The organism is Photobacterium sp., assembly GCF_057456235.1.
In genome coordinates this window covers 12,669-37,027 of sequence record NZ_JBVCPH010000022.1, presented here as the reverse complement: position 1 = coordinate 37,027, position 24,359 = coordinate 12,669, and the positions used below count along the sequence as shown (strand labels likewise).

Here is a 24,359-nt window from a genome sequence, read left to right as displayed (position 1 = left end):
CGTCTCGCTGAGGGGAAGAAGAAAATGATTACAGAGAGGCAACCGCAGCACGAGCGCCTTTAATGATGATCTGCTGGTATGCTTTTGTAATTTCGGTAACAAGGCTATCGTTGCTGATCAGGTCGGTACCGAAGATGGCTTCAATACCGAGCAGTTCTTTAACGACCGAGGTATTGATACCGTGTTGTTGGTAGATGGATTTAAATTGATCGGCCATTGGATCGCGCACATCAATCGGTTGTGCTTTTTCATCAACACCACTGATGTAGGTCATCCAGCCTGCGATGCCCATTGCCAGCCACTTGTAATCAGTCTCTTTTTCTAAGTGGAAGCGCAGCGAACCACCCATCCGCTGAGGGATCTTCTGGCTGCCGTCCATCGCGATTTGCCAAGTCTGGTGTTTCAGGCTTGGGTTGGTGAACCGTTCGATAAGCAGTTTGGCATACCCTTCTAAGTCGGTACCTTCAGGCATGTTAAGCGTTGGGGCTTGTGCCTTCATCATCATGTCGAAAGCGGCCTTGCGGTAGCTTTCATTGGTCATGGTATCTGAAATATGGGCATAGCCACCAAGATAGCCAAGGTAAGCGAGGAAAGAGTGACTGCCGTTTAGCATACGCAGTTTCATTTCTTCAAAAGGTACCACATCGGTAACAAATTCAGCGCCAGCAACATCCCAGTCAGGGCGGCCGTTGACGAAGTTGTCTTCGATAACCCACTGGCGGAAAGGCTCGCAGGCAATACCACACGGGTCTTCAACACCAACCAGGGTCGTAATTTCTGCTAATGTTTCAGGCGTTGCCGCAGGAACAATGCGGTCAACCATGGTGCACGGGAAGGTGACACTGGCTTCAATCCAGCCTGCCAGCTGTTGATCAACAAGCTTGGCGAAGTCCAACACGGCAGAGCGGGCGACGTGGCCGTTTTCTTGTACGTTATCGCAAGACATTACAGTAAACGGCTTCAAGCCGCGGTCTCGACGCAAACGTAATGCCTCGACGATATACCCAATTGCGGAGTTAGGCGCTGTTGGGTTGGCTAAATCGGCTTTGATCAGGGCGTTGTTCTTATCAAGGCGCCCGGTACTCGGGTCTGCACAGTAGCCCTTTTCAGTGATAGTCATTGAAACAATGGCGACTTGTTCCTGTGCCATTTTTTCTAAGATGGCTTGCTGGCCATCAAACTTCGGATGCAGGGACTCAGTAACAGAGCCGATCATCTTAACCGCTGTGGCGTCAGCGCCTTTTTCCGCTACCGTGTATAAATGGTCTTGTTCACGAAGTTGAGTGATCAGGTCTTCGCCACCAAACAAATTAATTTCACAAATGCCCCAATCACTGCCGGTTTTTTCCAACATTTCATTGGTAAACAATGCTTGGTGGGCACGGTGGAACGCACCAAAACCCAGATGAACGATACGGCTCTTAAGGGCCGTTCTGTCGTAATTTGGGCGAATAACCCGAGCATTAACGTCTGTATTTGCAATGTTTGTCATTTTTACTTCCTTTATCTCGCCGGCAGTTACCCGCGAGATATGTATTGGTGAATGGTGTGGTGTTTAATTCAGGCCTCAGTAGCCAAGTGCTAGCCTCGGAAGGAACAGGCTGAGTTCTGGTATGAAGGTGACTGCGAGCAGGGCGGCAACCAGGGCTGCATAGAATGGCAGCAGCGGCTTGATCACTTTCTCGATAGATATTTTTGCTACTGAGCACCCGATGAATAGGGCGCTGCCTACCGGCGGAGTGCAGATACCGATCGCCAGGTTAAAGGTCATCATGATACCGAAGTGGACTGGGTCAATGCCCAGGTCCAGTGCAATCGGCAAGAAGATTGGCGTAAAGATCAGTACCGCAGGCGTCATGTCCATGAAGATGCCAACAATCAGCAGGATCAGATTGATGATAAGGAGGATCATCACAGGGTTTTCTGACACAGCCAGCAGAGCATCGGCGATCATATAAGGGATATCGGCGTTCGCCATTGCCCAGGACATCCCCATTGATGCGCCTACCAGCAACAGCACAATCGAAGTTGTTACCGCCGATTCGAGAATGATGCCCGGCAAGTCACGCAGCTTTACTTCACGGTAGATCAGTACCGCCAGTGCGAACGTGTAGACGACGGCAATCGCTGAGGCTTCGGTAGCAGTGAAGATCCCGCCGATGATCCCGCCCATAATGATAATGACCAGCAGCAGAGAAGGCATGGCTTTGATAAAGGTATTCCAAACCTCTGAAAGACTTGGCTTTGGCGCCAGTGGGTAACCGCGTTTCTTGGCGATAAAACCCGCGACCAGCATCAGGCTCAGCCCCATCAAAATACCAGGAATATAGCCGGCCAGGAACAGGGCGGCAATAGACGTACCACCGGATACCAATGAGAAGACGATAAGTGTATTACTTGGCGGGATCAGCAGGCCGGTCGGGCAGGAGGTAATGTTCACGGCCGCAGAGAAGTGTTCATCATAACCGTCTTTTTTCTGCAGGGGTGACATGGTTCCGCCAACCGCTGCCGCAGAGGCAACCGCCGAACCGGAAATTGAACCAAACATCATGTTAGCCATGATATTTACGTGCGCCAGCGAGCCTGGCAGACGGCCTCCCAGCACTTTTGCAAAGTTGATCAGGCGAATCGCGATGCCGCCCTGATTCATGATGTTACCGGCCAGGATAAAGAACGGGATGGCCAGCAGGGCGAAGTTATCAAGGCCTGCTGCCATACGCTGTGATACCACGGCGATAGCGGGTTCAAGCGGTAAACTCAACATAATCGTTGCCAGTGAAGAAAGACCGATAGCAAATGAAACCGGGATCCCCAACGTGAGAAGAACTGCAAAGCTGCCAAATAAAGTAAGAATGACTTGCCATTCCATGATGGAATTCCTTTTTTAATTAGTTTTGTTGAGTATCAGCGGCGAGTGAATTACCGGATACGAGCTGCTTGCATTTTTCAACGGTGAAAGTTGCCGAGTAGAAAATCATTAATGCACCGCTAATCGGCAGACAGAAATAGATGTAGCCCATTTCAAAGCCTAGTGCTGGTGTCACCTGTCCGGTCGTCAAGGTTTTCAGGGCGAGGTTGGTACCGCCGTAGACCAGAACAACGAAAGCAAAAGCAGCAATGGCCAGCTGGATAAATATTTCATTAATGAGTTTTCGTTTGCCACTTAGCTTCATGGTAAGCAAGTCGATCGCCAGATGGCGTTTGAGGCCAGTGGTGTATGCCGCTCCAATTAATGCGACCCACATAAACAGGTAACGTGCCAGTTCATCCGTAACTGTGCTTGGTTTGCCTATGACATAGCGAGAAATTACCTGCCAAATAACACAGAAAACCAGGAAGGTAGAGAGAGACACGGTGAACATTGCCAGCCCTCTATTTACATATCCAACCAATTTATTCATCTTTAGTTCCTTTATATGAGGGAGTGTACTAACTGAATTTTGGTTAACCAATAAGTAAAGGGGGTTACTCAGCTATACAGTCGTTACACTCTTTTCTGGGATGGATTATAAGAAACGTGGATGATTTGTCATGTGACGTGGTTCACATTTACATTGGTCGACCAATTTTAGGGGGTTTAATGTGATTTAGGTCAACCAATTGATGTTTTTGTTTTGACTGCTTGCCGTGTTGACGTCAATATTGGCCCCGTATTCAAATGTACCCTACAAAATGGACAACCAATCTCACGGAGATATAACAATGATGACGCGTAAAAGAGTACTTACTGCTGTAATCGGTGCAGCGTTAACAATTGGTGCCTCAGCTTCAGCGTTTGCTGCAACCACATTGAAGCTAAGTCATAACCACCCACGTGACCATGCTGTGCATAAAGCGATGGATCATATGGCAAAAGAGGTTCGTAAACTGACTGATGGTGACGTACGCATTCGTATTTATCCGGATGCTCAGCTTGGTACCCAGCGTGAATCTATGGAGCTGATGCAGAACGGTGCGCTGGATATGGTTAAGACTAATGCGGCAGAACTGGAAGCATTTGCACCGGCTTACTCAGCCTTTAACTTACCCTATCTTTTCCGTGACAAAGCACATTACTCCAATGTAAAAGAAAGTGCTGTCGGTGAAGATATTCTGGCTTCATCCCGTGACAGTGGCTTCATTGGCCTGACCTATTATGATGCCGGCGCACGTAGCTTCTATACTTCAAAGCCAATCAATACGCCTGCTGATCTTAAAGGTTTGAAGATCCGTGTCCAGCCGAGTCCATCAGCAATTAATATGGTAAAAGCACTTGGCGGTAGCCCGACTCCACTTGCATACGGCGAGTTATATACCGCGCTTCAGCAAGGTGTTGTTGATGCTGCTGAAAACAATATCCCATCGTTCAGCCTGAGTCGTCACAGCGAAGTGTCTAAATACTACAGCTTAGACGAGCACACGATGGTTCCTGATGTGCTGGTTATTTCGACCAAAGCATACGATGGTTTGTCAGAAGAAAATCGCAAGGCCCTAAAAACGGCAGCAATGAGCTCTATGGAATTGATGAAGTCGCTATGGACTCAGTCTGAAGAGAAAGAGCGAGCGAAAGCTGAAAAAATGGGCGTGAAATTTATTACGCCAAACAAAACGGCATTCGTCGAGGCCGTGCAACCGATGTACGACACGCTGGATGAATCTAATCCAGAGCTAAGCAAAGTTGTTGAGCGTATCAAAGCCGTTCAATAACATTGAGAATTGCTTTATTTAGCAGAAAAAAATCAAGGTGTTGTAACACTTTAACATATACAGGTTGACCAATTTTATTTGGTCATTATGATGGCGTAAGAGTGCAATGGAAAATAGTGACAATATCATCATGATGCCTTTTGAACCAAAAAGACCCTACCAAGAGTTAGGGTTGGTAATGAGACGGGAATTAATCGACGGGCACTACAAAGTGGGTGATCGCATGCCGCCGGAACGTGACATTGCTGAAAGACTGAATGTCAGCCGTACGGTCGTGCGCGAAGCCATCATTATGCTTGAGCTTGAAAATCTCGTTGAAGTAAAGAAAGGTTCGGGTGTGTATGTCCTGAATATTCCGAGTGATAACAATAGCCGCGAAAATGTGATAAGTGATGATGCAGGTCCATTTGAAATGCTCCAGGCGAGGCAGTTGCTGGAAAGTAATATTGCAGAGTTTGCAGCGATTCAGGTGACACCGGGAGATATTGTTAAAATGCGTGCAGCCCTGGAGCTTGAGCGAAATGAAATCGCTTGTGGTTCGGTAAACTGTAACGGTGATGAACAATTCCACCTGTGTATTGCTGAGGCAACCCAGAACTCAGTACTGGTGGATATGCTGAAGCATTCCTGGGATCGTCGTGAGCAAAGCCCTATGTGGAAGAAACTGCATTCCCATATTGTCGATCAAGCTTATCGCGAAGAGTGGCTAGATGACCATGCTCGTATCCTTGCTGCGATGCAAAGGAAAGATCCAATTGCTGCCAAAAACGCCATGTGGCAACACCTTGAAAATGTAAAACAACGATTATTAGAACTGTCCGATATTGATGATCCTAATTTTGATGGTTATCTCTTCAGTTCTAATCCTGTCGTCCTTCTTGGGGATGAAAAATAATATCGATACTGCGATGTAGCGGTAAATAAAATTAGGCCAATATCCTTATTGGCCTTTACTTAGGACTGTCACATCTAAGTGGCCGTTAATTAAAGTCGTTAAATACTTAACTTGAAATATTATTCGAGCGGGTTAGGTATGTTTATAAAAGGTGATTATCATGGAACAAACCTGGCGTTGGTATGGCCCTAATGATCCTGTATCGCTAGATGATATTCGTCAGGCTGGTGCAACGGGTATTGTTAATGCGCTTCATCATATTCCTAATGGGGATGTGTGGACGAAAGAAGAAATACAAAAGCGTAAAGCATTAATTGAAGCGAAAGGACTGACGTGGTCAGTTGTCGAGAGTGTTCCTGTTCACGAAGAAATCAAAACTCAGACGGGGAATTTTCAGCGGTGGATTGATAATTATAAACAAACACTACATAACTTAGCTGAATGCGGTATTGATACAGTATGTTATAACTTCATGCCGGTTCTAGATTGGACACGTACTGACTTAGAATTCGAAATGGCAGATGGCTCTAAAGCATTACGTTTTGATCAAATTGCTTTTGCGGCATTTGAATTGTATATATTGAAACGTCCCGGAGCAGAACAGTCGTATTCGAATGAAGAGCAGATACAGGCAAAAATATATTTCGATAATATGTCGGAAGCCGAAATTGCCAAACTGACCAGCAATATTATTGCAGGGCTTCCTGGTGCAGAGGAAGGCTATACACTGGAAGAGTTCCAGGCGCAGCTCAATCGATATGAAGGGATCGATAAAGATCAACTTCGCCAGCATATGGTATATTTTCTTAAGCAACTGATGCCTATCTGTGAAGCAAACGGGCTGAAGATGGCGGTTCACCCTGATGATCCACCGCGTCCAATCTTAGGGCTGCCGCGAATTGTTTCGACTATAGATGATATTGACTGGCTGACCAAAGAAGTTCCGAGCCAGATGAATGGTATTACTATGTGTACCGGATCTTATGGCGTCCGTGGTGACAATGATTTAGTCAATATGATTAAACAACACGGGGATCGTATTTACTTCACTCACCTACGTTCAACGCAACGTGAAGATAATCAGCTAAGCTTTCATGAAGCCGCCCACCTAGATGGCGATGTTGATATGTATAATGTGGTGATGGAAATTCTAAAAGAAGAGCAGCGCCGCAATGAAGCCGGTGATCTCCGCTTGATCCCGATGCGTCCAGATCATGGCCATCAGATGCTGGATGATCTAAAGAAGAAAACTAATCCGGGGTATTCTGCGATAGGTCGCTTGAAAGGGCTTGCCGAAGTTCGCGGCTTGGAAATGGCATTAAAGCGAACTTTCTTCCATAAATAAGTTATTCACAATTAAAATAACAATTAGTAATCTCGTATTTATAAAATAAACATTAACACCATGCTAGCATGGTGTTAATGTTTGCCTTCACAAGATTAAAAACTGTCACACTTGATAAATCCTTGTAGTTCCTATCTTTGATTACGTCTAGACCTTAAACCATTAATGTTCGAATCGTGATGTTGTAATTATTTTTAAATACGTACCTTAGTTAACGATAAATATCTTCAGAAAGATGAGTTATCTATTCGGTGGGTAAAAAGGATCACTAGCCATGAAGCAACTATCTTTCAAAATGAACATATTTTCCATGTTCATTGCTATTATTTTGATTACAATTGTCACATCCTATTTCAGTGTCAATTATTATATTAGCAATTATATCTATAAGACCGATACGACAAATATAAAATCTCAGGTTAACTTAATAAAAGATAATTTGATTGAAGACATAAACAATAAAATAATTTTAACTGAAAGCTTAAACTTTGGTCTGGCAGCAATAAAAAAAACACAAGAAAAAACGGGGTTTAATAATATAGTAAAAGTGGTCAGTGACTTGGTTTTTACACCTGATGGCAGTGTTGATGATAGCAATGAGGCCCAGTCATATATTGATCAAGTAGAAAACGCTAACGGGTCCGTTGTTGTAAGCGATGTCTTCTATGATGAAGATAAGCCACTGATCACTATCACTGTACCGAGACAAAAAGGGATCGGAGACATATTTTTTATCGATCTCAGCCAAACTCAGGCATTATTGGAAAAAACAGCAATAGATGGTAGCTATATGGAACTGCTTGACGCTAATAATAATGTACTGTTCTCAAACAAAAAAGCGGGTGATCTTATTCCCCTGCCAAGTGAATTTGATGTTGGTGGCCAGAAGTGGAGCTTGACCGGATATATTGACAAGGCTTACATTCAGAAAAACACTGACATCCTTAACAATTCCATTACTATTGCCTTGCTAGTTGCTGTCCTAGCGATTATTCCACTCAGTATTGCTGCTATTAACATGGCATTTAAACCGATTGTTTCCCTGCGTAATATCGTGACTGAGCTTTCGCAAGGCAACGGCGATTTGTCCCGTCGTTTGGATGTCTATACGCAGGACGATCTTGGTAAAATTGCGGCCGGTATTAACCAATTCATTGCTAATCTTCAGGAAATGATGCTGGATGTAGCCCAATCCAGTCACCTTATTAGTTCTGAAATCAATCAGTTGCGTGAGCAGACCGATTCCAACCAGACATTGTTAACCGCCCATTCTGAAGAGACCGAACAGGTAGTAACTGCAATCACCGAAATGAGCTCAGCCGTTGACTCTGCTGCGCAAAGTGCGGCGAGTGCGGCTAAGCTGACACAGAAAACAAACAATGAGGCCGAGCAGTCAAAAATTGTAGTGCAAGAAGCAGTGCAAAGTGTTTCAGCTTTAGTGGGCGAAATGGAGAGTATGTCAGAGTCTATTGTGATCATGAATAATGATGCGTCGCAGATTGGTTCTGTGTTGGGGGTTATTGGTGATATTGCTGAACAAACCAACCTGTTAGCACTGAATGCCGCGATTGAAGCTGCTCGAGCCGGTGAACAGGGCCGTGGTTTTGCCGTTGTCGCTGATGAGGTACGGGCATTGGCCGCGCGCACACAGCAGAGTACGACTGAAATCAACCACATGCTGGCTAAACTGCAAAATGGGACCAGCAAGGTTGTCAGCGCCATGGAAACGACAAAAGCCAGTTGTCAGCACACAGCAGAAAATACGACTCGGGTAATGGATTCACTCGATTCAATGACCGGATCCGTAGTTGAGATTAACGATTTAACGGCACAGATCGCGGCATCTGCTGAACAACAAAGTACAGTGACGGTTGAAATTAACCGCAATATGACGGCCATTCGGGAGATGATTAACAACATTAATCACAATGGGCAGGAAACCGTAAACAGCACTCATCAGTTAAACCAGACCAATACCCAGCTTCATGATGTTGTCGGTCGTTTTAAACTGAGTTAGCTGTTTTAACAACAGATTATAAGCAGCTTCAAGAGGCTCGTTTCAGCGAGAGTGGTCTTCTTCAGGCTTGCCTGCAGCCTGCGATAAAGGGATTGCGCATCAGCTATCTAAGCGAAACAAGATAATCAACCATTCGAGTCATGTTTTCTGAAACACCGATCCCCAATTGAGTCATCTGCTGGGGATTTTTTTCGATGGCATATGTTTTTTTGTGTGTGATACCTCATGATTTATTATGTGAAATGAAGGATAATCCCCCCGATTTTTTACTTGAAATTATTCTTTAGAGAGAGTCATGAGCAATAATAATTTTGTTAAAATTTGCTTGAAGAATGGCGTAAAAGACCTTTTTGAAACGCCTGAGGCCGAGGTTGAAGACCTCTTCGAAGTACCTGCGCGCGGGATTGAATACAGTGTAGATCGAGAGGCTTATATTGATAAAAGTAAGCTTGTTTGGTTTAAGGTTGATGAAGTAAAAATGACAATCGCCATGAGCTTTGGTGATGCCTGGTCGACATTACAATTCCCAGATCATAGTGGTGAATTTCAGCGGGTCAAAAGCGAGCTTACCAGTCAGTCGTAAATGCAGTTTATATGCTTGATATAGCTCCCTAATCAGCGGAGCTATATCATGGCCTACAAAGGTTGCGTACGTTATTTATCGACATCCAACGCTACGTTATAGTGTTCAGTGCGACCTAGCCAGCAGGCATTGGCAGTTGGCGCCATAATGCCTAGAGCCAGTAGAGGGTACCGGAACTCCAATCAAAAGTGCCATCTCCATTGGTATCGGCTGTAACCTCGAATGTGTCGGCTGTCAGTGCCACCAACGACGCCTTAGTCTCTCCGATGCCTAAGATAATGAGTTCGCCGGAAGACGGACCGACGTTGTTATCATATTGCATAAACGGTGTACTTGATTCGACTTCCACGTAGCCATAGTCGGGGTGATAATACCGGCCGGAAGAAAAAGTCATTTCAATCCACGTTTCTCCCTCAAGCAGAGATACATCATAATTTGCTACTTTATAGACCTTGCCCGTATCGTTGTTCCGGATCAGGCCGTTCATTGTCAGTGAGAGGGTGGAGGAGGAGAAATTAACGCTGGTTGTACCGCTCATTGTGACCGAACTGCTACTATTCTCCAAGGACAGCTGGCTATAAGCCATTTCGATAGCAATAATATCAAATGTCACAAGGTTGGCAGAGCCTGAAACAGTGATAGTGCCGTTAGCCGTTTCGCCATCTTCACAGAACTGGTCATACTGTTGAGTACCGGTAAAATTGCCGTTTGTATCGTCCAGATTGATCGTTATAGTTAAGCGGCCTCCACAGTTACCATCAAATGTATTAGTTTCCGTGAGAATGGTCCGTGGTTCAGGTGACGTCTTCGCCGAGAATGTGAAATTTTCAAGTCCTGACATCGTCGGCCAAAAGTGCAATAACGCGCTACTCTGTAAGAAGCTCTCCTTTTCATCACTATTGGCAATATCCGTCCTGCTCGCTGAGGTGATCTTTATCGCCGGGCCACCCATTAAGGCACCTACCGCCAACTCGGTTGCGTTGTCGGCACTGATAGTCGCCATTTCGGTCGAGCCGGAATAGATGATATTACCGTCACCACCACCACCACCGCCGCCACTACTAATAATCATGACCAGACCGATGACGATAATGAACCCTGTTATAAGGTAACGAAGCGGTTGCTTCGCTGTATTATTCAGTTTCATCGTTGTGACTCCTTCTCCGGGTTATTTGATACGTTAGCCATGCGGCAAAAGCGCCGATAAGTGTTGCAAATAGATCAAGTGGGTCGAAGGTTCCGCGTTGAAAATAGTTGGCACTGTTCTCCAAGAACGGTATTTCTGAGAACCATGGAGGAATATGCTTCATCAATCGAGCGGAGATAGCCGGATGTTGGCCGAGTTCAAATATCCAGCTAACTCCCACCCAAAAAAGAGAGCTGATGAAGATTATCCGTGGGCCATTGCCAACAGTTATCACCGTAAGCAGGATAAAGGCATAGGTGTGAACAAGACTGGGTAGCCACTGGCCGAAGACTCCAAGCAAATTGTAATCTGGGAAGTGGGAGTAAGAAAACAGAGCGAAAAGGTAGATACTTTCTGCGGGGCGTGCGAATAGATAGAGTATCAGCCCTCCTAACAAGGCGGATAGCGCTGCTGCCAGTTGGTATATTTCTGCTTTACATGGCATTTACCATCGCTCTTTTTGTTATTTTATCGCTGTCATACCAGTACACTGTATGAAGTCTTATTTATAACTATAGACATACTTTTTGTAAGTGTATGTGATGTGTACTGATGACGGGGCCTGGTCGTTAGCGCTGGTAATGAAAGAGAAGAAAGGGCAGTGAGATGCGGGCCAAATGGAAATGGTTAGAGTCCTGCTGGCTGCTGAGTCGTCGCTTGCCGTCCAGGTAGAGACAAAGAATGGAATGGTTCAGTGCCATCAATTGACCATAGAGAACGAAATACATTAAGTGTTGCGTTTTTAATTGATGGCATATACTTGATTTGTACTTGAATGATAATCCCAGTAAGTCTTTGCTTGGTAGTATTTTTTAGGGGAAGTGATGATTGATAATACTGTGATGAAAATCAGTTTAAAGAATGGGATTAAAGATCTTATCGAAATGTCTGGGGGAGTAAGAGGAATCGAATATAGTCCAAGTCGTGAGGCCTATATAAACAAAAGCCAGCTTGTTTGGTTTTATATTGACGAAGAAAAAATGACAATCGCAATGAACTTTGGTGATATTAGGTCGGAACTGAAATTTCCAGATCATGGTGGTGAATTTCAGCGAATCAAACGAGAGCTTATAAGGTAGTCATGGATGCTGTTTTATAGGCTTGATATAGCTCCCTCATCACCGGAGCTATATCATGACTGATGAAGGTTGCTGACGTTATTTCTCGACTACGACACGTGCATTTAACGGTTGTAGCGGACGGTTGTTAGCTCCCATTGCCTCTCTTAGCATAGAAATTCGTTTTGTCGAAGCTGCCACTGGCTCTTGTAGAACAAACCAGCGAACACCCTCACTGCATGGCGGCGTAGTTAAAGAACCATTGAAACGGTAGTAATAATCAGTACTCGGCAACAACTCGCTTGGCTTAACCTCTGCATCCAACTCTACTTCATCGTGTTCCGACGGAATTTCGGTCAGTAAGTTAGATAAGTTCTTATTGAAGGCTGGATCTGCTTCAAACATTACCGCCACTACAGCCAGATTACCTTGCTCATTGGCATGAACAAAGTGCGCTTCAAGTGGGTACTGTTTGTTTTTAATATAGTTCTCTGACGGTGTATGGAAATGGAACTGCTTCAGGTCGAAAGACTTCCCATCAACTAGCAGCGTATTTAGCCCTTCAACATTCGCCTGTACAGTATGGCCGTTGTTGATCAATTCCGTCACTTTACCCTGATATTGGATATTTAGCGGCGCAAGATCTACTTCAAGAGGTTGGGTTATGTTAATTGGAGATTGGTTATTTCCCGCTGCACATATCGGGTGCGTATCCCCCCAGTGCTCAACACCATGCTCGCCTGTATAGCTCCACTTACCTTCAGCCAAGGCAGAAGAAGAAAGCAGAAAACCTAACGCCGCTATAGCCAATTGTGTCTTTTTCATTTTTATACCTATGAGTTCAATGTTAAAGCTCATAATAAATTATGAAAAAAAATGCACCTGTCAACTAATTCCATGCAGCAACTAGGGGTTTCTTCCATTCAGGCTATATTGTAGCCATTGCTTCAGTGTAAGTGGGTCCCACGCCAATAATGCTTTTCTAATACTCGGAATTGTTCGGGAGTCGCGATTGGCGGAGCAATCACAACCAAACCTGCATGCATTGCTAATGCAGTAGTCGACGAAATTGAACAGAACGCAGAGGTGGATGTAAGCAGCGGTAAAGTGAGTTAACCACCCACCACCTATAACGGACGTTTTTTTGTCTGTCGCCACTGGCCGTTTTTAGGCACAAAAAAGGCCACTAAAAAGTGGCCTCTAATTACTCGCAAATACCGAGTTTATTCTTTACCGTATACGTTGTTTTCCTGCTCGAGAACACGGATGAAAGTTGCTCTCTTCGTCAGCTCTTTCAAGTGCGCCGCGCCAACGTAGGTACAGGTTGAGCGGATTCCGCCCATGATATCCTGGATGGTATTGTCAACTTCACCACGGAAAGGCAATAGCACGGTTTTACCTTCAGCGGCGCGGTAGTTAGCCACTCCGCCTGAGTGCTTGTCCATCGCGCTCTGAGATGACATTCCGTAGAATTTCATGAAAGCTTTGCCGTCTTGATGAATTACTTCGCCGCCACTTTCTACATGGCCCGCCAGCATACCGCCAAGCATAACGAAATCTGCACCACCACCAAAGGCTTTAGCAACATCGCCGGCACATGCACAACCACCGTCACCGATGATACGACCGCCCAGGCCGTGTGCCGCATCAGCACATTCAATGATGGCTGAAAGCTGCGGGTAACCAACACCGGTTTTAACACGAGTCGTACAGACAGAGCCCGGACCGATACCGACTTTAACGATATCGGCTCCGGCAAGGATCAGTTCTTCAACCATGTCACCGGTCACGACGTTACCTGCGCTGATCACTTTGTCTGGGAATTCAGCACGCACTTTTTGTACGTACTCAACAAGGTGCTCAGAATACCCATTGGCAATATCAATGCAGATGAAGATTAAGTCATCTGTCAGCGCCATGATGTCTTTGGTTTTTTGGAAATCAGCTTCTGATGTGCCGGTCGATACCATCGCATTGTTTAACACGGTAGCTTCATTGGATTCGATGAAACCAGCCCAGTCTTCAACGGTATAGTGCTTATGTACGGCTGTCATTACCCCGTGTTTCGCAAGCGAGGCGGCCATTTCGAAGCTACCGACTGAATCCATATTTGCCGCAATAATAGGAACGCCAGACCATTGACGACCGCTATGCTTGAATGTAAAATCGCGGGTTAATTCGACTTGAGAGCGGCTTTTCAGGGTAGAACGTTTTGGACGAAACAGTACATCTTTAAAACCCAATTTCAAGTCTTGTTCGATACGCATAGTATTTCCTTAGTATTATCGAATATTGCTCTCAGCCTTCCGGTTATTGGCAGATAACCGATTGCGTCAGATGAGCAGGCACAAAAAAACCGGAGCGTTGGCAGACGCTCCGGTTTTCAGCATTATAGGCCCAGAAAGTTAATTAACAAGTCTGATAATATGTTTTTTTTTGTGTTATCCTTTCGAAGATTGAACCCGCAGCATCCTGAATTTTAGTAAAATATTCTTCTTTCTCTTCCTGTCCTCTTCCATTCTCGCTGGAACATTGCATAATTCCCTCTACCAATAGTATTAAACAATGAAAGGGTCGATTTTTTGACCTGATTGGTATCAAGAGCTTGCTATGTGGATAGGTTACCTTGTTAAGCAAAAGAAAAATTAAAAAGATATTCCCGCTTGATTTTTACGGGGAAGACGGAAGTTGGCGCTTCATCATTCGGGCAGATCATCCAGACGAAATCATCGATGCCATGTATTGGCGGGCATATATTTCATGCCACCGGAAGGATTTTGATTTGTTGCATATAGCAACGGATAAATTTAACTATAAGTATAATTATTCGTCATCTGACTCATCAGAAGTTCATTATGGTTTAGGCGGTGCGCCTCTGCGGGTGAATATGATGGGGCCTATCGTGCCGATCTCCGTGATCTTAAAAAAATGGCGGCGGTAAAAACCACCCTTGTTTTATCTAAGCCTGTGTTTAGCTAATAGCTGACCGTGATGGTAATAAAATAAAAACGGAGTGTCCGACTTGTGGCCACTCCGTTTTTTTATGCTGGCTATCGTTGCGTCGCGAGATTCAAGTCATTTTAAGATGCAGGACTGAGAGTGGTTTGGGTATACAATGATTGAGTTCGCTGAGCAAGTTAAGCTATTGTTAGCAGAATGTACGAGAGAATACTAAAAGGACATAGGAATGAAGCAAAGACTTTTACTGGCTGCAGGGTTAATGTTTCCGGTTATGGCTATGTCATCTTCGTTGCCTGACATGGTGGGGCTGTGGCAGTGCGTACCGGAAGAGGTTGCTGCTGCAGGTGAACAAAGCTGGGTAAGGTATGATTTTCGTCCGGATGGCACGATAAAGTCGCAAGAATGGATTCGCTATCAGGAAGAGAAACAGACGAAGTTGGAATATAACCTGTTTGTCGATTACAGCTATAAGCAAACAGGGCAGGATTATGTACTCAAGCCAGTGCTGTTGAACCGCAAAATAATTACTGATACTTACAATACCAACCCATTTGATTATGACCAGCGTCGTGACTTAACCGGCTACCGTATTTTCTTTAAACCGAACTTACTGAGTGAAAATAAAGCGCAGTTTGATATGTGGTATCACATTACGCCCGCTGAGCATTTTACTATGCAGTGTCAGCGACAAATAAGCTGAAATCACGGATTCACTGAACTCGGGGCGGGGATCTCCAGATTGTGTGGGAAGGCTTTATTAAAATTTCACACCTTTTCTGTAACCGAGTCTGGTTGATAGATTTGACAGACTGCTGACCTGAAGCTGACATAGCCAGAGCACTCAAAGATACAATGTTCACTATCAATAACAACATAAAGTAGCTTATGAAATTACTCATCACTTGTTTATTAATGGTGTCATTTGTCCTGCCTTCGTTTGCCTGGGCAAAGAAAGGCCATCACGGCGGTCATCATCATGATGTTGTCGTCGTGAAACATAAAAAGAAGCGTCACCATCATCACCACGACGATCATCATTATTCTCAGAATGTTGTTGTGGTAAATCAACCCCAACACCATTATCACCGCTCTCGATTACCTGAGATTGCAACTTTTGCGGTGATCGCGGGTGCCTCTTATGCCATTGTTGAAAATGTGTTTTATAAGAAATCGGGTGATAATTACGTTTACGCAGAGAGACCCGCGAATCGCTAGCATCGAGCCATTATGATGGCCGTTTCTCTGTGTGAAACCATGTTTGCAAAGGCGGTAATGTCTTGTTCTAGTAATGAGTGCATCCGCCTTTTTTTACCGGTCATATTCCTAGACCAGTAAATTGTTAGTTTTGAGACAGATGGCAGTATGCCATTTCACCTGTTTCCGATACTATGAATCATCAAGGAAATGATAAGAGATGGATCGATGTTGAAATATATCGTAACAATGCTGCTAGGTATGTGCATCGGTGTTTATATTGGTGTGACTTACAAAGATCTGATCGTAGATGCGACTAACGCGAGTCCACTAGAACAGATTCAAAATATGTATGAAGGCGCTAAAGAACAAGCATCTGATACCGCCGATGAGCTAGCCGAAAAATTGGAAGAACTGCAGAGTTAAATGATTGAGTAAAACCGATTGGTACACCGTTACCAATTTGGATTGTTTGTACTCGGCCTAGCAGGCTCCTGCTACACGATTCCCCATTATATGCTTTCACCAGATGCGATTTGGAAGTCTAAGTCGATAATTGGTTCTTTAAGCATTTCTCCTTTTAAACGTGCTAATAATTGTTCTGCGGCTGTTTGGCCGATGCGTTCGCGTGGCGTGATCACCGTGGCTAACTTAGGCACCATTATCTGGCTGATATCATGACCGTGGAAACCGGCAATACCAATCTGCTGCGGAACGTTGATCCCCAAACGCTGGCACTCATAAATAGCCCCGACGGCAAGATCGTCATTGGTACAAAAAATGCCGTCAGCATCAGGGTAGTCTCTTAACATTTGATGTAACAAGGCTGCCCCAAGAGTAAAGGAAGAGGCATCTTCAGTCTGTAAACTGATCGGCTTTAAGCCATGCTCTAACATTGCCTGTTCGTAACCCTGCATTTTCAGTCGAGTGCGGGCATCCAGTCGTGCTGCGAAATAGACAATGTTCTTGCGCCCTTTGGCGATCATTGTTGTTGTCATTGCTCTGGCTGCAGCCTGATTATCAATTCCTACCGCTTGCTCGATTGCCGGCGATACAGAGTCCATGATTTCAATGACAGGAATACCCGCTGTTTTGAGCATCTTCCGGGCTCGGTCGGTGTGATAGCTTTCCGAGAGAATGATGCCATCCACATTGTATGACAGCAGCGAAGCAATACTTTGTTCCTCGAGAGTCTTACTGTAGCCATAGTGGGCAAGCATGGTTTGATAGCCTGCGGGCCCCGTTATCTTTTCAATTCCGCGTATTACTTCAGCGAAAACCTGATTGCTCAATGACGGAACCAGTACGCCGATCGCATTACTTTTTGCATTAGAAAGGATATCAGGTGCGCGATTGGGGATATAACCTAGCTCTTCGACGGCATCAGAAATTTTGGTTTGCAGAGGCTCGGAAACCAGAGTGGGGTTACGCAAAAAACGACTGACTGTCATCTTGGTTACACCCACTAAATTCGCGACATCCTGAAGGGTCGGCCGTTTCTTTTTAATTACCATTTTTCCACATCGTCACTGTACTTGTTACTGGTAACATTAACACAGTTTTTGCAGGAATATGAATGTAATAACAAGGAAAGCGATTGCAAGAAAAAGGCCCTCGCTATTAAGGGCCATTGACCGGTTAATCGCTAATCTTTACTTCTGTTCTTGGTGATTGATTCCACATAAAGTGGAATTTTTCGTCTTCGGGCCGATCGATGCGAGAATAAGTATGTGAGCCGAAATAATCCCGTTGTGCCTGAAGCAGATTGGCCGGTAAAGTTTCGCTGCACATTGCATCAAAATAGTTCAGCGCGGAACTAATGCCCGGGCAGCTGACACCGAGCAGACTGGCGTTAGCGACAGCCTTGCGCCAGTTGAGCTGGCGCAGTTCTAATTCATGGCTGAACGTTGAATCTAACAGCAGGTTATTCAATTCTGGCTGAGCGGTGTATGCATCCGCGATGGATTGCAAAAAGATTGCCCGAATGATGCATCCCGCCCGCCATATCTTGGCGATGCTGGCAAAATCCAGCTGCCAATCTTGTTGCTGTGCTGTGGTTTTCATGAGTTCGAAGCCCTGGGCGTATGCGCAGAGTTTGGCGCAATAGAGGGCATCGTGAAGTTGCTCGATAGCGGTGTCTTTATTGATTGAGATTGCCGTGTCCGTGATCACCTGCAGTGATTTTGCGGCCAGCGTTCGTTGATCTTTTAAGCCACTCAGTGAACGAGCATACACTGCCTGAGCTATTGTCGGGGCTGGGCAGCCGGCTTCCAGGCTGGTGACTGCCGTCCACAACCCAGTCCCTTTTTGACCGGCTTTATCGAGGATCATCTCGACCAGAGGTTTCTTGGTCGCTGGATCTTGCTGCTGGAGAATATCAGCACTGATTTCCATCAGGTAACTGTTCAGTATTCCTTTATTCCATTGTGCAAATACCTGGCCAATTTCACGGGCGGGCATATTCAATACCTGATGCAGGAATTGGTACACTTCGCAAATAAGCTGCATATCGGCATATTCAATACCGTTATGGACCATTTTGACATAATGACCAGAGCCGCTTGGGCCGATATAAGCTGCGCAAGGCTCTCCGCTGCTTAGCGGTGGGAGCTGTAAACCGCTCTGATCAACCTTTGCCGCGATAGCTTCCCACATCGGTTGTATATGCTGCCAGGAAGCGGCACAGCCACTGGCCATGAGTGCGGGGCCAAACCGAGCACCTATTTCACCGCCTGAAACGGCTGTGCTGAAAAACTTAAATAGCGTGTTGTACGTTTCATCGCGAGCAATGGTGTCAGTCCACAGGCTATTGCCGGTATCAATAACGATGTCATTGGCTTCAATCCCCGCATCGATTAACGATGCGATGACACTGTCGACGGCCTTACCTGCCGGAACTGACAGGGCGATGATCCGTGGTTTTTCCAAACTGCTTAATATTTCAGCTAAAGACTGGCAGGATAGAAACTGTCCTTTACCAAGCTGGCTCGCTTCATCCTGAGCCTGCTTTACGAGCTTGGGATTCAGATCAAAACCGGCAACCTTGAACTGGTTATCGAGCAGATTGAGCGCCAGGTTTCTGCCCATGACACCCAGACCAATCATGGCGATATTACACAAAGTATCAGTCATTATATTTTCCCTTTTTTTCAGTCTGGTATGACTGATTGATAGCCAGTTTTTCTAAGATGTCGGTTAATACCTGATCTGCAGAGTGGCAGATATCGATAAAGATAGCTTCGTGTTGTTCCGGCTCAACTAACGTGGCGAATTGACTTTTAAGCATCGTGTGGCCATTGAAGTAGTGATCGGATCTTTTCTTATGCCTGTTCCAGATGGTCTCGAAATCACCCTGAAGATAGATGATGGTCAGTTCGGTATTGTTTTGACGCAGCATATCTCGGTATTCTGGTTTTAACGCTGAGCACGCGATCACTGCGGTTGGTTCAGAACAAAACACCTGATTCAGTTTTGTTAACCAGTCAAAACGGTCATTATCGGTGAGTGGAATACCTTGTTTCATTTTTTCGACATTTTCCTGAGGATGAAAATCGTCCCCGTCAAAAAATTGTAGATTTAAAGCTGTGGCCAGATTCCGGCCAATAAGGCTTTTTCCACAACCAGATACTCCCATAACTAATATTTTTTTATTGTTCATAAGGCGTATTTTCCTGGCCCTGCCTTACAGCAGGGCAATATTTGATCAATCTTTTAAATCACAAATCTCTTTTGAACTGCGGGCACTGAATATATCTGTCAGCAATAAAGCAAATATATTCAGATCAGTTTATTGCCACCACAGAGCAAGCTGCGGGAAGATAATAACCAGAGATAATGTAATGATTTGTAACCCGATAAATGGCAGTAGCGAACTGAAAATCTCACCCAGACTGATGTCTTTAGGCGCAACCGATTTCAGATAAAATGCTGCGGGTCCGAATGGTGGTGAAAGGAATGAAACCTGCATGTTTAGGCAGAACACGACACCAAACCAGATTGGGTCCATGCCAAGGTTGGTAATTATCGGTACGAAAATTGGCATGGTCAGTAGCGCGACACCTACCCAGTCGAGGAACATGCCCAGAACCAGCAAAATGGCCATCATTATTAACAATGTCGTTGTCGGGCTACCACCGCTTAACGCGAAGATCGTTTGCTCTACAAAATGGATTCCCCCCATCAGGTTGTAGACGCCGACCAGTGCGCTGGCTCCAATACCAATCCACATGATCATGCCGCAGGTTTTCATGGTAGCGACGGCACTTTCTTTAAGCATTTTTGTGTTCATTTCGCCACGGATCACCGCACTAATCATGATACCAACAACCCCTAATGCCGAAGCTTCAGTGACTGATGCGACGCCTGTGTAGATACTGCCGAGCACGGTGGCTACCGACAGCATGGGGAAAAACAAGGCTTTAAAGTAACTAGGATGTTGTTTGGCATCTTGAGCCAGTTCTTCTTCGGTAGGAAGAGGAGCTAAAGCCGGATTCAACTTACAGCGTACTAACACGTAAATGATGTACAGCAGCGCCAAAAGTAGCGCAGGTAAAAACGAGGCTTTGAAGAGGTCACCAATAGAGACGCTGGCAGTTAAACCGTAGATGATCAGGACAATACTGGGTGGCAGCATGGTACCTAATGCGCCGCCAGCACAGGTGGTGCCAATTGCGAGCTTGCGGTCGTAACCTAAACGAAGCATCTGCGGTAAGGCCAGAATGCCGAGCAGAACAGTTTCACCGCCTATCACGCCTGACATGGATGCCAGTACCACGGCAACCAGCAAGGTTTGGACGGCGACACCGCCACGAAGACGGCGACCAAAGACTTTCATGGCATCAAATAGATCGCGAGCGATACCTGAGCGATCTAACAGTGCTGCCATTAATACGAACATCGGAACGGCAAGGAAGATGTAGCCATCGACAAAGCCATACATGCGACTGGTTACCAGAGGAAGGGCATCTACGCCGAACCAGCCCAGAGTAAAAAATATAGCCACAAAACCGGTAACAAATGCCAGTTGCATGCCCGTTAGCAAAAGGGCAATCATCATAACCAGCATTAGCAAACTGCCGTAGCCAAGACCTAACGCTGATAAATCAAACATCTTTTTGTTTCCTCAGGATATTGATTTCAAAAATAAGGTGAAGAATAAACTGAACCACTAATACACAAAATGTTATAAAAATAATGGCTTTAAGCAGTGCTGGAAAGGGCGGGTTCCAGGCAGAGCCTGAGGAGTCTAATCTCAATTCTCCCCATGGTGAAAACCAGGATTCGTGAGCCATTTGGTAAGAAGCCCAGGTCATCATGCCAGAGAAGGCTAATCCTACAAGATGGTGGAAAATGTTCAGGATATGGCGTGTTTTAACCGAAACTGCGTCGTAAATAAGTACCACCCGAACATGTTTGTTGGTGGCAAAGGCATAAATACCACCGAATACAAAGAGTGAGCCGCCGATGAACGAGGCCGTTTCATGGACCCAGATAGTCGGAGAGTTGAAGACGTAACGCATCAGGACTTCGTAAAATGAAATCGCAACAGTAAAAATAAAAAAGAGGCTAAGGAGATTTCCAAGTTTGATGATAAAAGCGTCCAGCAGATTACGAGGCTTTTCATCGTCAGGTTCTTGAGCTGATTTGTTGGTATTCATCGCAGGATGTCCATGTGGAGCTGAGGGCTGAACTAGCCCTCATAATGAAACCGCTATTGAGCTTGCTGTTGTAAGTAACCTGAAAATCAGGTGTTATAGCAGCGCATTTTCTTCTAAGAACTGAGTCACTGAGTCGTAAACTTTCTCCGCATTTGGTGAACGTTTTGCAAATACTTTCCATTGCTCACGGGCAATTTCGCGGAATTTCTTACGTTCGTCTGCAGACCAGTTGTGAATCGTGATGTTTGGATTTTCTTCAGCTTCTTTTACCGCTTGCTGATCGGCAATTTTAAGCTGAGTGGTAATATCGTATGAAAGATCACGTACAGACGTTGTCAGAATCTCTTGCAGATCTGCTGGTAGTTTGTCCCATTTCTTCTGGCTGACAGAGATATCGATCAAAGGCAGTGAGTGGAAACCCGGTTGGACGGGATGTGTTGCAATGTCGTTCATACCGGCTTTCTGGTTGGTTGAGAACACCGTATAGTCAGCAGCATCAATAACGCCTTTACTCAGGCCGGTGAATACTTCAGAACCAGGCAGGTTAACAGGAGATGCGCCGGCAGCCGCGAAGACTTGCTGTACCAGCCCTTCAGGGGCACGTAGCTTAAGACCCTTTAGATCAGCCACGCTATTAAGTGGTACTTTTGATACAAATGATTCAACCCCGGTGGTGGAGCCTCCAACAAACTTCACACCGTAGGGTGCATATAGTTCCGTCATTAGCTCATAGCCGCCACCGTAGTTGATGTACTGCAGTAACTGAGTCGTGTCAGACCAGGCGCCGACCATATTACCAATCAGGCCAAAAGCGGGATCTTTACCAGAAAAGTAACCGGTTGCAGTGATGTGACCGTCGATGATGCCCATCTTTATCGCACCTAATGTTTCAGTATGTTTTACGATACTTCCGACGGGTAACAAATCAATATCAATGCGGCCCGCTGACATTGTTTCAATGCGGTCAGCCCAGGCCTGCTGAACCTGGAAGTTCTTATCACCTGAAGGATCAGAAGATTGAATTTTGAAGGTAAAATCAGCAGCGTATGCTGTTGTTGATAACAGGCTTGCGATCGTTCCGGCGATTAAGGTCTTCGTTATTTTTTTCATATTGGTATCCTTTGGTTGTTCACGTCGTTATAGGGCATTTCTATTGCTAATAATAATATGTTACCGGTAACCTTTGTGGGTGCATGTTACCGGTAACGTTGATTGCTTGTCTTTGAATTGGATCACAAATATTCACATGTCAATAACAATAGGGGGGAGTGAAGGGTCAGCCAAGGACCTTTTGATCAAGTGCAGTGTGTATGGATTGGTGCAATATCAAGCATGATTAAAAGAAAATCACACACTTATTATTTTTCTTGATTATCAATTATTTACATAGTCTTTGGGGTGAGTGTAAAAAAAAGCGGCAACCTGTTGGCCGCCGCTTTTAATGTTAGGAGAAATGGTGTTAATCAGAGAATTAAATTCTAGTCTGCGCTGTTACCATCTTTGCTTCAGCGGCCTTACAGGCTGCTGCTGTGAAGATAACGTCCGTAGAGCTGTTCAGAGCGGTTTCCGCTGAATCCTGAATCACACCAATAATGAAGCCAACGGCAACAACCTGCATGGCCACTTCATTTGGAATACCAAACAGGCTACAAGCGAGTGGAATAAGCAACAGTGAGCCACCGGCAACACCTGATGCGCCACAAGCTGATACGGCTGCTACAACACTCAGTAATATAGCTGTCGCAATGTCGACCTGAACACCCATAGTATGTACGGCTGCAAGAGTCAGTACGGTAATAGTGATCGCGGCACCTGCCATGTTGATAGTCGCACCTAGCGGGATAGACACTGAGTACGTATCTTCATGCAGATCCAGATCTTTACATAACTGCATGTTCACGGGAATGTTTGCCGCCGAACTACGGGTAAAGAAAGCGGTAATACCACTTTCGCGTATGCACTTAAATACTAGCGGATACGGGTTTTCTTGGGTTTTCACATAAACAATGATTGGGTTTACCACAAAGGCAATGACTGCCATTGAACCTAGCAGTACCGCAAGCAGATGTGCGTAACCAGCCAGTGCGGCAAAACCAGTTTCTGCGAACGTATTCGCAACCAGGCCGAAAATACCGATTGGTGCCAGACGAATAACAAAGCGAACGATCGAGGTTACGCCTTCAGACATGTCGTGGAACACTTGTTTGGTTGCGTCGCTTGCTTTGTGCAGGGCAAAACCAAGTGCGATAGCCCATGCCAGAATACCGATGAAGTTACCTGTCATGAGCGCGTTGACTGGGTTGTCTACGATCTTAAATAGCAGGGTATTCAGTACTTCTGCAATGCCTTCAGGTGGCGTTGCATTTGCGCTGCCAGCAACAAGAGTTAAAGTGGTTGGAAAAAGAAAACTCATGACTACTGCGGTAAGTGCCGCCATCAGTGTACCGAAAAGATACAGCATAATGATTGGCTTCATATTTGTATGGGCACCTTTCTTCTGGTTGGCAATCGAAGAGGCAACCAGGATGAAAACCAGGATCGGAGCGACGGCTTTCAATGCACTAACAAATAATCCACCCAAGAAACCAACATTAACTGCTGACTCGGGTGCTATGGACGCAAGGAGGATACCTGCAATGATACCAACGAGAATTTGGAGAACCAAACTTCCGTTGGCGACTCGGGCTAAAAAAGGTTGTTGTGTTTGATTCATAATACATCCTGCATAATTATTATATATGTATTGAAGCGTTATATTTCGCTTCAGAAACATTTTT

24 protein-coding genes are annotated in these 24,359 nt (G+C 45.3%); 10 read left to right on the top strand and 14 right to left on the bottom strand.

All coding sequences use genetic code 11. The features are described from left to right. Positions 1–28: 28 nt before the first annotated feature. From AC2204_RS18980 to AC2204_RS18970, 3 genes are all read right to left on the bottom strand, one after another. A complete protein-coding gene (locus AC2204_RS18980; RefSeq protein WP_318927405.1) occupies positions 29–1,492 on the bottom strand; it encodes a fructuronate reductase in 1,464 nt (487 codons plus the stop codon). A 75-nt stretch (positions 1,493–1,567) separates the two neighbouring features. Further along, complete coding sequence (locus AC2204_RS18975) at positions 1,568–2,869, bottom strand: TRAP transporter large permease (protein ID WP_318927404.1); 1,302 nt, start codon at positions 2,867–2,869, stop codon at positions 1,568–1,570. A gap of 19 nt (positions 2,870–2,888) precedes the next feature. Next, on the bottom strand, positions 2,889–3,401 hold the full coding sequence (locus AC2204_RS18970) for a TRAP transporter small permease (RefSeq protein ID WP_318927403.1): 513 nt from the start codon (positions 3,399–3,401) through the stop codon (positions 2,889–2,891). A gap of 301 nt (positions 3,402–3,702) precedes the next feature. Between AC2204_RS18970 and AC2204_RS18965 the strand changes: the two genes are divergently transcribed. The 5 genes from AC2204_RS18965 to AC2204_RS18945 all read left to right on the top strand — a co-directional run bounded on the left by AC2204_RS18965 (position 3,703) and on the right by AC2204_RS18945 (position 9,526). Further along, positions 3,703–4,686, top strand: coding sequence for a TRAP transporter substrate-binding protein (locus AC2204_RS18965; protein WP_318927401.1), 984 nt, complete (start codon positions 3,703–3,705; stop codon positions 4,684–4,686). A 106-nt stretch (positions 4,687–4,792) separates the two neighbouring features. Further along, positions 4,793–5,581, top strand: coding sequence for an FCD domain-containing protein (locus tag AC2204_RS18960; RefSeq protein ID WP_318927400.1), 789 nt, complete (start codon positions 4,793–4,795; stop codon positions 5,579–5,581). Between the two features lie 160 nt (positions 5,582–5,741). Then, the gene (gene uxuA, locus AC2204_RS18955; protein ID WP_318927399.1) at positions 5,742–6,926 is read left to right on the top strand and encodes a mannonate dehydratase; all 1,185 of its coding nucleotides are present in this window, start codon (positions 5,742–5,744) and stop codon (positions 6,924–6,926) included. A 274-nt stretch (positions 6,927–7,200) separates the two neighbouring features. Continuing rightward, positions 7,201–8,943, top strand: a complete 1,743-nt coding sequence (locus tag AC2204_RS18950) for a methyl-accepting chemotaxis protein (protein ID WP_318927398.1) — start codon at positions 7,201–7,203, stop codon at positions 8,941–8,943. A gap of 295 nt (positions 8,944–9,238) precedes the next feature. Then, positions 9,239–9,526 carry a hypothetical protein gene (locus AC2204_RS18945; protein WP_318927397.1) on the top strand — a complete coding sequence of 96 codons (288 nt, stop codon included), beginning with the start codon at positions 9,239–9,241 and terminating at the stop codon, positions 9,524–9,526. Between the two features lie 151 nt (positions 9,527–9,677). On the opposite strand, the gene AC2204_RS18940 is transcribed toward AC2204_RS18945, so the two are convergent. Then, entirely contained in the window at positions 9,678–10,673 is a 996-nt protein-coding gene (locus AC2204_RS18940) for a hypothetical protein (protein WP_318927396.1), read from the bottom strand. Beyond that, complete coding sequence (locus tag AC2204_RS18935; protein WP_318927395.1) at positions 10,660–11,157, bottom strand: hypothetical protein; 498 nt, start codon at positions 11,155–11,157, stop codon at positions 10,660–10,662. Before AC2204_RS18935 ends, AC2204_RS18940 begins: the two co-directional genes overlap by 14 nt. Before the next feature lie 379 nt (positions 11,158–11,536). Between AC2204_RS18935 and AC2204_RS18930 the strand changes: the two genes are divergently transcribed. Further along, positions 11,537–11,791, top strand: a complete 255-nt coding sequence (locus AC2204_RS18930; protein ID WP_318927394.1) for a hypothetical protein — start codon at positions 11,537–11,539, stop codon at positions 11,789–11,791. A gap of 78 nt (positions 11,792–11,869) precedes the next feature. On the opposite strand, the gene AC2204_RS18925 is transcribed toward AC2204_RS18930, so the two are convergent. Further along, positions 11,870–12,595, bottom strand: a complete 726-nt coding sequence (locus AC2204_RS18925; protein ID WP_318927393.1) for a carbonic anhydrase — start codon at positions 12,593–12,595, stop codon at positions 11,870–11,872. Between the two features lie 398 nt (positions 12,596–12,993). Then, on the bottom strand, positions 12,994–14,037 hold the full coding sequence (locus AC2204_RS18920) for a GMP reductase (RefSeq protein WP_318927391.1): 1,044 nt from the start codon (positions 14,035–14,037) through the stop codon (positions 12,994–12,996). Positions 14,038–14,396: 359 nt separating this feature from the next. Between AC2204_RS18920 and AC2204_RS18915 the strand changes: the two genes are divergently transcribed. The 4 genes from AC2204_RS18915 (at position 14,397) to AC2204_RS18900 (ending at position 16,351) form a co-directional block, all read left to right on the top strand. After that, positions 14,397–14,711, top strand: coding sequence for a hypothetical protein (locus tag AC2204_RS18915; RefSeq protein WP_318927390.1), 315 nt, complete (start codon positions 14,397–14,399; stop codon positions 14,709–14,711). A gap of 246 nt (positions 14,712–14,957) precedes the next feature. Next, positions 14,958–15,431: a hypothetical protein gene (locus AC2204_RS18910; RefSeq protein WP_318927389.1), complete on the top strand. Its 474-nt coding sequence runs from the start codon at positions 14,958–14,960 to the stop codon at positions 15,429–15,431. Positions 15,432–15,616: 185 nt separating this feature from the next. Beyond that, entirely contained in the window at positions 15,617–15,946 is a 330-nt protein-coding gene (locus AC2204_RS18905; protein WP_318927387.1) for a hypothetical protein, read from the top strand. A 207-nt stretch (positions 15,947–16,153) separates the two neighbouring features. Next, entirely contained in the window at positions 16,154–16,351 is a 198-nt protein-coding gene (locus tag AC2204_RS18900) for a YtxH domain-containing protein (RefSeq protein ID WP_318927386.1), read from the top strand. An 86-nt stretch (positions 16,352–16,437) separates the two neighbouring features. On the opposite strand, the gene gntR is transcribed toward AC2204_RS18900, so the two are convergent. From gntR to sstT, 7 genes are all read right to left on the bottom strand, one after another. Then, positions 16,438–17,439, bottom strand: coding sequence for a gluconate operon transcriptional repressor GntR (gene gntR / locus AC2204_RS18895; RefSeq protein WP_318927384.1), 1,002 nt, complete (start codon positions 17,437–17,439; stop codon positions 16,438–16,440). A gap of 124 nt (positions 17,440–17,563) precedes the next feature. Next, positions 17,564–19,057 carry an NADP-dependent phosphogluconate dehydrogenase gene (gene gndA / locus AC2204_RS18890; RefSeq protein WP_318927383.1) on the bottom strand — a complete coding sequence of 498 codons (1,494 nt, stop codon included), beginning with the start codon at positions 19,055–19,057 and terminating at the stop codon, positions 17,564–17,566. After that, on the bottom strand, positions 19,050–19,583 hold the full coding sequence (locus AC2204_RS18885) for a gluconokinase (RefSeq protein WP_318927381.1): 534 nt from the start codon (positions 19,581–19,583) through the stop codon (positions 19,050–19,052). The genes gndA and AC2204_RS18885 overlap by 8 nt, the downstream gene beginning before the upstream one ends. 129 nt (positions 19,584–19,712) lie before the next feature. Next, on the bottom strand, positions 19,713–21,035 hold the full coding sequence (locus AC2204_RS18880; RefSeq protein ID WP_318927378.1) for a TRAP transporter large permease: 1,323 nt from the start codon (positions 21,033–21,035) through the stop codon (positions 19,713–19,715). Next, complete coding sequence (locus AC2204_RS18875; RefSeq protein ID WP_318927376.1) at positions 21,028–21,582, bottom strand: TRAP transporter small permease subunit; 555 nt, start codon at positions 21,580–21,582, stop codon at positions 21,028–21,030. The genes AC2204_RS18880 and AC2204_RS18875 overlap by 8 nt, the downstream gene beginning before the upstream one ends. 93 nt (positions 21,583–21,675) lie before the next feature. Then, positions 21,676–22,692, bottom strand: coding sequence for a TRAP transporter substrate-binding protein (locus AC2204_RS18870; RefSeq protein WP_318927374.1), 1,017 nt, complete (start codon positions 22,690–22,692; stop codon positions 21,676–21,678). Between the two features lie 361 nt (positions 22,693–23,053). Continuing rightward, a complete protein-coding gene (gene sstT / locus AC2204_RS18865; protein ID WP_318927372.1) occupies positions 23,054–24,295 on the bottom strand; it encodes a serine/threonine transporter SstT in 1,242 nt (413 codons plus the stop codon). Between the last annotated feature and the right edge of the window lie 64 nt (positions 24,296–24,359).